This is a genomic window from Actinomycetospora chlora (genome assembly GCF_039542135.1).
In the GTDB taxonomy this organism is placed as follows: domain Bacteria; phylum Actinomycetota; class Actinomycetes; order Mycobacteriales; family Pseudonocardiaceae; genus Actinomycetospora; species Actinomycetospora chlora.
This window is the reverse complement of sequence record NZ_BAABHO010000008.1, coordinates 104,171-116,066: the sequence shown is the minus strand read 5'-3', so window position 1 is coordinate 116,066 and position 11,896 is coordinate 104,171. Positions and strand designations below refer to the sequence as shown.

Genomic DNA, 11,896 nt, shown 5'->3' with positions numbered 1-11,896 from the left:
TGGGTCAGCTCATCGAGAGGCCGCCGCTGACGGACAGCGTCTGGCCGGTGATGTAGGCGGCCTCGTCGGAGGCCAGGAACGCGACGGCGTTCGCCACGTCGCCAGGCTGGGCGAGGCGGCGCAGCGGGATGGCCCTGGTCAGCGCCTCGCGCAGCTTCGGGTCGTCACCCGCGAACTCGGCGAACAGCGCGGTGTCGGTGGGGCCGGGGCAGACGCAGTTGACCGCGATGCCGTGGCGGGCCATCTCGCGGGCGCAGGTCTTGGTGAACGCGATGACCCCGCCCTTGGCCGCGGAGTACACGGCCTCGCCGGACGAGCCGACCCGGCCGGCGTCCGAGGCGAGGTTGACGACGCGGCCGCCGCCCTGCTCGGTCATGATCGGGAGGACCACGTGGCTGGTGTGCAGGACGCCGTAGAGGTTGATCCCGATGACCCGGTCCCAGTCGGCGGGGTCGGAGTCGACGAAGGGCCCGGCGCGGTCCCAGCCGGCGTTGTTGACCAGCACGTCGATGCGCCCGAAGCGCTCGTGGGCGGCGAGGACCATCGCGGTCACCGCGTCCCGCGACGCGACGTCGGCGGCCATCCCGATCGCGTCGCCGCCGAGCGCCGCGGCCGTCTCCTGCGCCGTGGCCTCGTCGACGTCGGTCGCCACGACCGTCGCGCCCTCGGCGGCGAGCTTCTCGGCGATGCCGCGCCCGATGCCGCGCCCGGCGCCGGTGACGATCGCGATCTTGTTGTCCATGGGGGCCACGGGGTGGCTATATCACCTCGGCACCGGCGGGGACGACCCCCGCGGCGGCCTCAACCCCGGCCGACGAGCCGCGCGTAGACGATCACGTCGTCCGCGCCGTCGGTCCCGGGCGCGAGGAGGCGCAGCAGGGCGTCGGGTGAGCGGGCGTGCATCGTCCGGGTCGGGAACGAGGTGGCCGAGACCTGCGTCGTGCCCTCGACGGTGAACACCGCGAGGGAGCCGTCGCGGCGCCACACGGTGACCCGGTCGCCGGCCGTCGCCGCCGCGAGCCCCGCGAACACCCTGCGCCGGCCGCCGCCCTCGACCTGCCCGACGACCACCGCCGACCCGGCCTCTCCGGGCGTCGGGCCGTCGCGGAACCAGCCCGCCTGCTCCGGTGCGGCCGGGGCGGCGAGCCGGTCGACCGGGACCAGCGACGAGCAGGCGTCGACGCGGTCGACGGTCAGCGAGACCGGTTCGGCCCGGGGCAGCGGCGTCGGGTCGGCGTACCAGGGCGCGGCCACCGGCGGGCAGGGGTCGGGCGGGCGCGACGCCGTCGCCACCCCCATCGCCGTGCAGGCGGCCGAGAGGACGACGGCGAGCACCGCCAGCACGCGCCCCAGGACGACCGGGTCGAGGGCCGTGGGGGCCGGGTGGGCCGGGCGGGGTCGGGGCGGGCGGCGGTGCCGGCTCACCGTCGCCGGCGCAGCGGCCGGGCGCCGCGGGCCAGCCGGCGGCGCTCGGGGCGGCGCTCGGGGCGGTGGCGGACACGGGTCAGGCCGGCGCTGCCGGCGAGGAGCAGCACCGCGATCGCCGACCACCACGCCACCGACGGCGAGACGAGGGCTCCGGACGCGGCGAGTGTGGTCGCGACGACGGCCATGATCGTCCACTCCTCCCAGGAGTCTCCCGGCGCGTGCGGGAGGTGGACGCAGTGAACTCCGGAGAGTGTCGAGAGGGCACGCACCGTGACGGCGCGGCGCGTGCCACCTTCGGGCGATCCTCGTTCCGGAACAGAATTCCGGCTCGGCGGGAGCCGGATCGCGGTCGCGGACGTAGCGTGGTCCGGGTGAGCACTCCTTCCGCTCCTGCTGATCTCCCCACCACCGCCGGCGAGCTGGCCCGCAGCGGCCACCCGGCGGCGAACGCCCGCAGCGTCCGGACCGAGCTGCGGGACAACCTCCTGGCCCGGCTGCGCGCCGGGCAGGACCCGTGGCCGGGCATCGTCGGTTTCGACCGCACCGTCCTGCCGCAGTTCGAGCGGGCGGTGCTGGCGGGCCACGACGTGGTGCTGCTCGGCGAGCGTGGCCAGGGCAAGACGCGCCTGCTGCGCAGCCTGGTGAACCTGCTCGACGAGTGGACCCCGGTGATCGAGGGCTCCGAGCTGGGCGAGCACCCGGCTGAGCCGATCATCCCCGCGAGCCGCCGGCGTGCCGCAGAGCTCGGTGACGACCTGCCGATCGCGTGGCGCCACCGCAGCGAGCGCTACGCCGAGAAGCTGGCCACGCCCGACACCAGCGTCGCCGACCTCATCGGCGACGTCGACCCGGTCAAGGTCGCCGAGGGCCGCAGCCTGGGCGACCCGGAGACCATCCACTACGGCCTCGTGCCGCGCGCGCACCGCGGCATCGTGACGATCAACGAGCTGCCCGACCTCGCCGAGCGCATCCAGGTCGCGCTGCTCAACGTCATGGAGGAGCGCGACATCCAGGTCCGCGGCTACACGCTGCGCCTGCCGCTGGACATCATGCTGGTGGCCAGCGCGAACCCCGAGGACTACACCAACCGCGGGCGGATCATCACCCCGCTCAAGGACCGCTTCGGCGCCGAGGTCCGCACGCACTACCCGCTCGAGGTCGCCGGCGAGATCGCCCTGGTGCGCCAGGAGGCGCACCTCGTGGCCGACGTGCCCGACCACCTCGTCGAGGTGCTGGCCCGCTTCACCCGCCACCTGCGCCAGTCCGGCGCGGTCGACCAGCGCAGCGGCGTCTCCGCCCGCTTCACGATCGCCGCCGCCGAGACCGTCGCGGCCGCGGCGCTGCGCCGGGCCGCGGTCACCGGCGAGGACGCGGCCGTGGCCCGTCCCGTCGACCTCGAGTCGGTGCCGCCGGTGCTGCGCGGCAAGCTCGAGTTCGAGTCGGGCGAGGAGGGCCGCGAGGCCGAGCTGCTCACCCACCTGCTTCGCCGCTCGGTCACCGAGACCGCCCGCGCCCGCCTGGCCGGGGTCGACCTGGCCCCGCTCGCCGACGGCGTGTCCGCGCTGGAGGGTGCGCGCCGGGTCGTCACCGGCGACCGCGTGGCGGCCCGCCAGGTGGTGGACGCCCTGCCGTCGATCTCGGTGGTCTACACCGTCGCCGAGCGTCTGGGCGCGGCCGGCACCGAGGCGCCCGGCCCGCTGGCCAGCGCGGTCGAGCTCGCCCTCGAGCACCTCTACCTCACGCGCAAGCTGGCCAAGGACGACGACGCGGAGGACGGGACGGTGGCGTATGGCGGCTGACCCGGCAGACGCCGGCGGGCCCACGAGCGGGCGCTACTCCTACGGCCGGTACTACGACGGTCCCGACCCGCTCGCCCCGCCGTTCGACCTGCGCGAGGCGATGGACGAGCTGGGCCGCGACGTCATGGAGGGCACGTCGCCGCGGCAGGCGATGCGCGAGCTCATGCGCCGCGGGCTCGGCGAGCAGCGCGGCCTGGACGACCTCATGCGCCGGCTCAACGAGCGGCGCAGCCGCCTGCAGCGCAACCACCGCCTCGACGGCACGCTGCAGGAGGTGCGCGAGCTGCTCGAGCGGGCGCTCGAGGCCGAGCGGAACTCCCTGCAGGCCGAGGACTCCGACGACGCCCGCTTCCGCGAGATGCAGCTCGACGCCCTGCCGCCCTCGCCGGCGGGCGCGGTGCGCGAGCTCGAGGAGTACGACTGGCGCAACGCCGAGGCGCGCCAGGCCTACGAGCAGATCAAGGACCTCCTGGGCCGGGAGGCGCTCGACCAGCGCTTCCAGGGCATGAAGCAGGCGATGGAGAACGCGACGCCCGAGGACGTCGAGCGGGTCAAGGAGATGATCTCCGACCTGAACGACCTGCTCGAGGCGCACGGCCGCGGCGAGGACACCGCGGACCAGTTCCGCGAGTTCATGGACGAGCACGGCCAGTTCTTCCCGGAGAACCCGCAGACCACCGACGAGCTGGTCGACCTGCTCGCCGAACGCGCGGCCGCGGCCCAACGGATGATGAACTCGCTGTCCGCCGAGCAGCGCGCCGAGCTCGAGGGCCTCATGCAGCAGGCCTTCGGCGACCCGGGCCTCGCCGACCAGCTCGGGCGGCTCGACCAGCAGCTCCAGGGCCTGCGCCCGGGGGAGGACTGGCAGGGCCGGGGCCGCTTCCGCGGCGAGGACCCGCTGGGCATGGGCGAGGCCACCCGGGCCATGGAGGAGCTGGGGCAGATGGACGCCCTGGCCGAGCAGCTCTCGCAGTCCTACCCGGGCGCGCGGATGGAGGACATCGACCTCGAGGCGCTCGAGGCGACGCTCGGCGAGCAGGCCCGCGTCGACGCGCAGCGCCTGGCCGAGCTCCAGCGCGAGCTCGAGCGCCAGGGCGTGTTCCAGCGGGCCGCGGACGGGTCGCTGATGCTCTCGCCGAAGGCCCTGCGCCAGCTCGGCCAGTCGTCGCTGCGCGACGTCGTCGGGTCGCTGTCGACGCGGCGCGGCGAGCGGGAGACCCAGCGCTCCGGCGCGGCGGGGGAGGCCACGGGCGCGACCCGGCCGTGGGCGTTCGGCGACACCGAGCGGTGGGACGTCTCGCGGACGCTGCTCAACGCCGAGATGCGGCACGCAGCGGGAGCGGGCCGCCGTGACTCCCGGGCGCTGGACGTCACCGACGTGGAGATCGTCGAGACCGAGCAGCGCACGCGGGCCGCGGTGGCGCTGTGCGTCGACACGTCGTGGTCGATGGTCGCCGACGGGCGGTGGGTGCCGATGAAGCGCACGGCGCTGGCGCTGCACCACCTCGTCTCGACGCGGTTCCGCGGCGACGCGCTGCAGCTCATCACGTTCGGCCGCCACGCCAAGGAGGTCGAGCTCGGCGAGCTCACCGCGCTGGAGGGGGCGTGGGAGCAGGGCACGAACCTGCACCACGCGCTCCTGCTGGCCGGGAAGCACCTGCGGAAGAACGCCGACGCGGCGCCGGTCGTCCTCGTCGTCACGGACGGCGAACCCACGGCGCACCTCGAGCCGGACGGGCACGCCGCGTTCGACTACCCGCCGAGCCCGGAGACGCTGCGGGCGACGCTCGGGGAGGTCGACGCGCTGGCGCGGCTGAACGCGGCCCTGACGGTCTTCATGCTCGGGGAGGACCCGCGTCTGGAGGCGTTCGTCGACCTGGTCGCGCGCCGCGCCGGGGGCCGGGTCGTCAACCCGGACCTCGACGGCCTGGGGGCCGCTGTGGTGAGTGATTACCTGGCGAGTCGCCGACGACGCTGAGACATCGGCAGAACCATCGATCCGCCGTCCGGGGCAACGCCGTGGCCGGCGGAGATCGAGGGTGACCACGTCCCGCCACGACGGAGGGAAAGCGGTTACGCTCGATCGTGGCTGGAGCCGATCCCCCCCGCGGCTCCCGGCCACCCCGGCCGGGTCCGTCACCCGTGCAGGGACACCGGTGCTCGCCCACCGACGCCCCTGCGACACGACCCGGCCGGGGTCCACCCGGGGTTCGTCCCGGCGCCGCGAGCGGTTCGCCACGAGTCACGGAATCTCCGTGGGCCCGGGCATAGGCTCAGCCCATGCGAGCGTGGTCGGCCATCGACGTCCCCCGAGTCCCCGGTACCCCACCCCCGCTGCGGCTGTTCGACACGGCGAGCGACGGCGTGCGGCCCACCGCCCCGGGCGCCACGGCGAAGATGTACGTCTGCGGCATCACCCCGTACGACGCGACCCACCTCGGGCACGCGGCGACCTACCTCGCGTTCGACCTCATCAACCGGCTCTGGCTCGACGCCGGCCACGACGTGCACTACGTCCAGAACGTCACCGACGTGGACGACCCGCTGCTCGAGCGCGCGGACCGCGACGGCGAGGACTGGGTCGTGCTCGCCATGCGGGAGACGGCGCTGTTCCGCGAGGACATGGAGTCGCTGCGGATCCTCCCGCCGCGGGACTACATCGGCGCGGTCGAGGCGGTCGACGAGATCAGCGAGCTGGTCGGCAAGCTGCTGGCCAGCGGCGCGGGCTACCGCGCCGACGACGAGCGCTTCCCGGACGTCTACCACGACCACACCGCGACCCGGGACTTCGGCTACGTCTCGCGCTACAGCGAGGCGGAGATGCTCGAGATCTTCCCCGAGCGCGGCGGCGACCCGGACCGCAAGGGCAAGCGCCACCCGCTCGACGCCCTGCTGTGGCGGATGGCCCGCGAGGGCGAGCCGTCGTGGGCGTCGGACCTGGGGGAGGGGCGCCCGGGCTGGCACGTCGAGTGCGCCGCGATCGCGCTCAACCGCCTCGGCGACCAGTACGACGTCCAGGGCGGCGGCTCGGACCTGGCGTTCCCGCACCACGAGTTCGGTTCGGCCCACGCCGAGGCGCTCACCGGCGCCCACCCGCTGGCCCGGCACTACTGCCACGCCGGGATGCTCGGGCTCGACGGCGAGAAGATGTCGAAGTCGAAGGGGAACCTCGTCTTCGTCTCGCGCCTGCGCGGCGACCGCGTCGACCCGATGGCCGTCCGCCTGGCGCTGATGAGCGGGCACTGGCGCACCGACCGGTCGTGGACCGCCGGGCTGCTCACCGAGGGCCAGGCCCGGCTGCACCGCTGGCGCGAGGCCGCGGCGGCGCCCACCGGCCCGGACCCCGACGACGTCGTGGCCCGCGTGCGCCAGCACCTCGCCGACGACCTCGACACCCCGGGCGCCCTCGCCGCGCTCGACGCCTGGGCCGACGACGTCCTCACCCGCCGCGACGGCGCGGGCTGGACCCCCGACGGCCCCAGCCGCGTCGCCGACGCCGTCGACGCCCTCCTCGGGGTCACGCTGCGCTGAGCGGGGTACGCCGTCGCCATGGCCCGCAACGTCCTCGGCGGCGAGCTCGCCGACTGCAGTCACGACCCCGTCACCGGCTTCTACCGCGACGGCTGCTGCGAGACCGGCCCCGACGACGCCGGCGTGCACACCGTGTGCGCCCGCGTCACCGCGGAGTTCCTCGAGTTCAGCGCCGCCCGCGGCAACGACCTGACGCGCGCGGACGCCGGCTTCCCGGGGCTGAACCCCGGCGACCGCTGGTGCCTGTGCGCGAGCCGCTGGAAGGAGGCCCTCGACGGCGGGGTCGCGCCCCCGGTCGTCCTCGAGGCGACGCACGCCCGCACCCTGGAGTGGGTCGACCTGGCCGATCTGGAGGCGCACCGCGCAGGTGAGTGATCCGGGCCGTTGTCACGACCCGGACCGCTCACATGCGGTACGCATCGGCGGGTGAACTCCGAACCGCCCACCCCGACCCAGGTGCAGGCGCACCGGTTCGCGGTGCGGCGGCTGTCGTCGGCGCTGGTGGGCCGCGACCCGACGCCGCGGCACGACCCGGGACGCCGCCAGGACCGCGCGCTGCTGGTCGGGGTGGTGCTCGGGGTGCTCGCGCTCGTCGGGTTCGCCGTCGTCGGGCTGGTGCGCGGCGACGAGGGATGGAGCGACGAGGCGGTCGTGCGCGGGGAGCCGTCCGGCGCGCTCTACGCCGTCGCGCACGGCCCGGACCGGCTCGTGCCCGCCCTCAACCTCGCGTCGGCCCGCCTGCTCGCGGCCGCGGCCGGCAACCCGGCGAACGCCGGGGGCCTGTCGGGCCCGCCGGTGCCGGTCCGCGACGACGCCGTCGCCGACGCGCCCCGCACCGCACCCGCGGGCATCCCCGGCGCCCCCGCCGTCCTGCCCGACCCGCGCGTCCCCGTCCCCGACGCGTGGGCCGTGTGCGACCAGGCCGTGCTCGACCCCTCGGTGCCCGACCCGGCCGCCGACCCGACCCTGACGACGGTCGCGCTCGGCGGGCTGCCCGCCCCCGGCCGCCCGCTGGCCGCCGGCGAGGCGCTGCTGCTGCGCGGGCCGGACGCGTTCTGGCTGGTCACCGACGGGCGGCGGGCGCGGATCGACCCGACCCAGGGCTCGGTCGTGCGCGGCCTCGACCTCACCGGCGCCCGGCCCCGCGCCGCCAGCCCGGCGCTGCTCGGGGCGCGGCCCGACGCCCCGGCGCTCGTGCTGCCCGGGGTGCCGGGCAGCGGGGCCACCCCGGCCGAGCCGCGCACCGCGGCGCTCGGCGTCCCCGTCGGCGCGGTGGTGAGCCCCGACGGCGCCCGCTTCTTCCTCGTCGCGATCACCGGGGTGCAGGAGGTGCCGCCGGTGGTCGCCCAGCTCGCGCGGTTCGCCAACCCGGACCCGGCCGCCGACCCCGGGATCGCCGCCGTCCCGGCGCCCCGGCTCGCCGCTGCCCCGCGGGTGCGCGTCGTCGACGCCGGCGCCTACCCCTCGACCTTCCCCCGCCTGGTCACCTACGACCAGGCCACGACGACCTGCGTGCGCGCCGACGCCGCCGGCACCGCGGCCGTGTTCGCGGCTCCGGCCCTGCCCGGCCCGGTGGCGCCGACGCCGCTGGTCGGGCCCCCGCTCGACGGGGCCTGGGTGGCCGGCGGCGGCGCCTACTTCGTGCCCGCCTTCCCGGGCGCGCCCCTCGACCCCGCCCGCGGCGTGCTCGTCGACCCTGGCGGCCGGGTCTTCGCCGTCCCCGACCCGGCCGCGGCCGCGGCGCTCGGCCTCGGCACGCCCCGGCCGGCCCCGCGCGCCGTGCTCGACCTGCTCCCGCGCGGACCCACGCTCGACCCCCTCGCCGCGCAGACCGCCCGCTGAGAGGCGCCGGCGAGAGGAGCGAGGGACTCCCTGGTTCCGTGTGATGCAGCGAAGGACGCCCTCGCTCCGTCGGTCGGTGTGCGGCAGGGTGCCGGAGTGCGGCGCGGCGCGAGGGTGGGACCGACGGCGGCCCTCTGGACCGTCGTGTTCGTCGTCGCCTTCGGGACGAACGTCCCCACACCGCTGCTGCTCGTCTACCGCGAGACCCTCGACCTCGCGCCGACGACGCTCACGGCGGCCTTCGGCGTCTACGCGGCCGGCCTCATCCCGGCGCTGCTGCTCTCCGGGCCCGCGTCGGACCGCCTCGGGCGCCGGCCGGTCGTCGTGCCGTTCGTGGTGCTCGCCGGGCTGGTCTCCGTGCTCTTCCTCGCGGCCGGCTCGTCGGTGCTCGTGCTGTTCCTGGGCCGCTTCCTGCAGGGCGCGGTGTCCGGGGTCGTGTTCAGCGTCGGCACGGCGTGGCTGGGGGAGCTCGTCGACGACCCGGGACGCTCCGCCCGGCTGACCACCATCGCGCTCGCCGCGGGCTGGGCGGGCGGACCGCTGGTCGCCGGGCTGATGGGCCAGTGGGCTCCGCTGCCGACCGTCCTGCCGTACCTGGTGCACGTCGCGCTCATGGTCGTCGCGGTCGCCCTGCTGCCCGGCGTGCCCGAGACCCTCGGACCCGAGCGGAGGCGCACCGGCGGCCCGCTGGTGAACCTCGGCGTGCCGGTCCACGCGCGGCGCCCGTTCGTGCTGGTCGTGGTGCCGGTGGCGCTCGGGGTCTTCGCCTTCCCCTCGACGGCCGCGACGGTGCTGCCGCTGCTGCTCACCCCTCAGGTGCCGGGCATCGCGGTGGCCGTCGCCGGGATCGTCGCCGGGGTGACGCTCTCGACGGGCGCCCTCGTGCCGCCGCTGCAGCGCCGTCTCGGCGCCGCCCGCGGGGGACCGGTCGGGCTGGGTCTCGGGGCGGTCGGGCTCGGACTGGCCCTGCTCGCGCTCGGCCTCGACGCCTGGCCGCTGCTGCTCCCCGCGGCCCTGCTGCTCGGCGCCGGCTACGGCCTGTGCCTCGCGTCCGGGCTGGCGATGGTCGCCGCCCTCGCCCTGCCCCGCGAGCGCGGCGCCCTGACCGGCACGTTCTACGCGTGCGCCTACCTCGGCTTCGGCGTGCCCTACCTGCTCTCGGCGCTCGCCGGTGACGGCAGCCTGCTCGGGCCGCTCGCCGGGCTCGGCGCCGTCGCGGCACTCCTCGCCGTGCTGCTCGCCCTGCCGGGGGCACGACGGCTCGCCGCCTGAGTCAACGGCGCGGGGCCAGCACCGCCGCGCCGAGCAGCAGGACGCCCGCCAGGCCGAAGCCGGCGACGGGGGAGAGGTGGTAGGGCCCGAGGAACACCGCGGGCGCGGCGGAGGCGCCGAGGAACCGCCCGGCCTGGACCACCGAGACGCCGCCGGCGGTGCCGCCGCGCAGCACCAGGGTGTTGACGCCGACCAGCACCAGCTGGGCGGCCGCGCCCGCGAGCGCCCACACCGCCGCCACCGCGACCACCGAGGGCAGCAGCCCGACGGCCGCGACGAGCACCGCGCCGGCGACCGCCCCGACGCGCACCGACACGCCCGGCCCGACCCGGTCGACCCCGGACCCGATGAGGCGGGCGGTGAGCAGCCCGCACACGCCGAAGCCGGTGAGCAGCAGGCCCCGCAGGCCGGCGCCGAGCGTGAACGCGTCCTCGACGCGCAGGGCCACGAGGAACGACAGGCCACCGAGCGCGCCCCACGCGAGCCCGGCCACGAGGGCCATCCGCAGCACCGGGCGGCGCCACGCGTCGCGCAGCCGCGGCCGGTCGTCCGGCAGGCCCTGCGGATCGGCGGGGAGCCCGGCCACGGCCAGCAGCGCCGCCACCACCGCGACGCCGACGAACGCGGCCCGCCAGTCCAGCGACGCGGCCAGCCCGCCGACCAGCGGCGCGAACGTCATCCCGGCGGCCTGCAGCGAGCCCATGACGCCCAGGGAGCGGCCCAGGCGCTCGGGCGGCGTGACCGTCGCCAGCGACGCCAGCAGCAGCGGCGTCGTGAACGCGTTGGCGGCGCCCTGCAGCGCACGGGCTCCGAGGAAGAGCCACCCGGCGGTCGCGACGGCCCCGAGCAGCGAGAACACCACGTACGCGACGTAGGCCGTGCGGACCGTGCGGCGGGCGCCCCAGCGCTGGCCGAGCGTCCCCGACACCAGCATGAGCAGCGCGAACGGCAGCAGGTACGCCGTCAGCGACGTCGCCGCCGCGGACGGCGACATCCCGAGGTCGGCGCCGAGCTCGGGCAGCATCGAGGCGGTGATCCCGCCGCCGAACGGGCCGAGGAAGCCGCCGGCGTAGAGCGCCGCCAGCTGGAGGCGGCTCGCCGTCGGACGGGGTGGAGCCTCGGTCACCGCTCCCAGGGACCCTTGCCGGGGCCGGGCGGGCCGCCCGCGGTGCCACCGGGACCACCCGAGTCGCCCGGGCCACCCGGCCCGCGGCGGCGCAGGTAGCGCTCGAAGTCGGCGGCGATCTCCTCGCCGGAGGCCTCCTCGAGGTCGGTCTCGGCGTCGCCGGCCTCCTCGAGCGCCTTGACGTACTCGCGCACCTCGTCGTCCTCGTCGGCCATCTCCGAGACCGTGCGCTCCCACTTCTCGGCCTGCTCGGGCAGCCCGCCGAGGGGCACCTCGACGTCGAGGACCTCCTCGACCCGCTGGAGCAGGGCGATCGTGGCCTTCGGCGCCGGCGGCTGCGAGACGTAGTGCGGCACGGCGGCCCAGAACGAGATCGCGGGGATGCCGGCCTGGACGCAGGCGTCGTTGAGGACGCCGGTGATGCCCGTGGGCCCCTGGTAGCGCGAGCTCGACAGGCCGTAGCGGGCGGCCGAGGCCTTGTCGAACGACGAGCCGGTGACCGGCACCGGACGGGTGTGCGGGGTGTCGGCCAGCAGCGCACCGAGCGTGATCACCGTGGTGACGCCGAGCTCCTCGGCCTTCGCGACGATCTCGGCGACGAACGAGCGCCACCGCATGTTCGGCTCGATGCCGCGCACCAGCACGAGGTCGCGCTCGGAGCCCGGCGGGCGGCAGAGCGTGAAGCGCGTGGTCGGCCAGTCGATGGCACGGCTGATCCCGTCGACCAGCCGCACGGTCGGGCGGGAGACCTGGAAGTCGTAGTAGTCCTCGGGGTCGATCGCACCCAGCTCGGCCGCGTCCCAGTTCAGGGTGAGGTGCTCGACGGCCGTGCTGGCCGCGTCGCCGGCGTCGTTCCACCCCTCGAACGCGCACAACATGACCGGGTCGGACAGCTCGC

11 protein-coding genes are annotated in these 11,896 nt (G+C 76.3%); 6 read left to right on the top strand and 5 right to left on the bottom strand.

Going from position 1 to position 11,896, the window contains the following annotated elements; translation table 11 throughout:
- Window positions 1-4: 4 nt before the first annotated feature.
- Genes ABD994_RS07325 through ABD994_RS07315 form a run of 3 tightly spaced genes read right to left on the bottom strand, consistent with a single transcriptional unit; the run spans window position 5 to window position 1,613 of the window.
- Window positions 5-742 carry an SDR family NAD(P)-dependent oxidoreductase gene (locus tag ABD994_RS07325; RefSeq protein ID WP_345412475.1) on the bottom strand — a complete coding sequence of 246 codons (738 nt, stop codon included), beginning with the start codon at window positions 740-742 and terminating at the stop codon, window positions 5-7.
- 59 nt (window positions 743-801) lie between these two features.
- Entirely contained in the window at window positions 802-1,425 is a 624-nt protein-coding gene (locus ABD994_RS07320; protein ID WP_345412384.1) for a sortase domain-containing protein, read from the bottom strand.
- Window positions 1,422-1,613 (bottom strand): hypothetical protein, encoded by a 192-nt coding sequence (locus ABD994_RS07315; RefSeq protein WP_345412382.1) that lies wholly within the window; start codon window positions 1,611-1,613, stop codon window positions 1,422-1,424. Before ABD994_RS07315 ends, ABD994_RS07320 begins: the two co-directional genes overlap by 4 nt.
- Before the next feature lie 186 nt (window positions 1,614-1,799).
- Here ABD994_RS07315 and ABD994_RS07310 point away from each other — a divergent pair, with 186 nt between their 5' ends.
- The 6 genes from ABD994_RS07310 (at window position 1,800) to ABD994_RS07285 (ending at window position 9,872) form a co-directional block, all read left to right on the top strand.
- Complete coding sequence (locus tag ABD994_RS07310; protein WP_345412380.1) at window positions 1,800-3,227, top strand: ATP-binding protein; 1,428 nt, start codon at window positions 1,800-1,802, stop codon at window positions 3,225-3,227.
- A complete protein-coding gene (locus ABD994_RS07305) occupies window positions 3,217-5,205 on the top strand; it encodes a VWA domain-containing protein (protein ID WP_345412378.1) in 1,989 nt (662 codons plus the stop codon). Before ABD994_RS07310 ends, ABD994_RS07305 begins: the two co-directional genes overlap by 11 nt.
- 302 nt (window positions 5,206-5,507) lie before the next feature.
- The gene (gene mshC, locus ABD994_RS07300) at window positions 5,508-6,758 is read left to right on the top strand and encodes a cysteine--1-D-myo-inosityl 2-amino-2-deoxy-alpha-D-glucopyranoside ligase (protein ID WP_345412376.1); all 1,251 of its coding nucleotides are present in this window, start codon (window positions 5,508-5,510) and stop codon (window positions 6,756-6,758) included.
- Between the two features lie 18 nt (window positions 6,759-6,776).
- Window positions 6,777-7,133: a DUF2237 family protein gene (locus ABD994_RS07295; protein ID WP_345412374.1), complete on the top strand. Its 357-nt coding sequence runs from the start codon at window positions 6,777-6,779 to the stop codon at window positions 7,131-7,133.
- Between the two features lie 51 nt (window positions 7,134-7,184).
- Window positions 7,185-8,600: a type VII secretion protein EccB gene (gene eccB / locus ABD994_RS07290; RefSeq protein ID WP_345412372.1), complete on the top strand. Its 1,416-nt coding sequence runs from the start codon at window positions 7,185-7,187 to the stop codon at window positions 8,598-8,600.
- Window positions 8,601-8,714: 114 nt separating this feature from the next.
- Complete coding sequence (locus tag ABD994_RS07285; protein ID WP_345412370.1) at window positions 8,715-9,872, top strand: MFS transporter; 1,158 nt, start codon at window positions 8,715-8,717, stop codon at window positions 9,870-9,872.
- A gap of 1 nt (window position 9,873) precedes the next feature.
- Here ABD994_RS07285 and ABD994_RS07280 read toward each other — a convergent pair whose 3' ends face one another.
- Window positions 9,874-10,998 (bottom strand): MFS transporter, encoded by a 1,125-nt coding sequence (locus tag ABD994_RS07280; RefSeq protein WP_345412367.1) that lies wholly within the window; start codon window positions 10,996-10,998, stop codon window positions 9,874-9,876.
- Window positions 10,995-11,876 (bottom strand): PAC2 family protein, encoded by an 882-nt coding sequence (locus ABD994_RS07275; RefSeq protein WP_345412473.1) that lies wholly within the window; start codon window positions 11,874-11,876, stop codon window positions 10,995-10,997. The genes ABD994_RS07280 and ABD994_RS07275 overlap by 4 nt, the downstream gene beginning before the upstream one ends.
- Window positions 11,877-11,896 lie beyond the last annotated feature (20 nt).

Coding starts and splice junctions, on each gene's coding strand:
- ABD994_RS07325 (WP_345412475.1), bottom strand. CDS start 742: ATGGACAACAAGATCGCGATCGTCACCGGCGCCGGGCGCGGCATCGGG.
- ABD994_RS07315 (WP_345412382.1), bottom strand. CDS start 1,613: ATGGCCGTCGTCGCGACCACACTCGCCGCGTCCGGAGCCCTCGTCTCG.
- ABD994_RS07305 (WP_345412378.1), top strand. CDS start 3,217: ATGGCGGCTGACCCGGCAGACGCCGGCGGGCCCACGAGCGGGCGCTAC.
- mshC (WP_345412376.1), top strand. CDS start 5,508: ATGCGAGCGTGGTCGGCCATCGACGTCCCCCGAGTCCCCGGTACCCCA.
- ABD994_RS07295 (WP_345412374.1), top strand. CDS start 6,777: ATGGCCCGCAACGTCCTCGGCGGCGAGCTCGCCGACTGCAGTCACGAC.
- ABD994_RS07275 (WP_345412473.1), bottom strand. CDS start 11,876: ATGTTGTGCGCGTTCGAGGGGTGGAACGACGCCGGCGACGCGGCCAGC.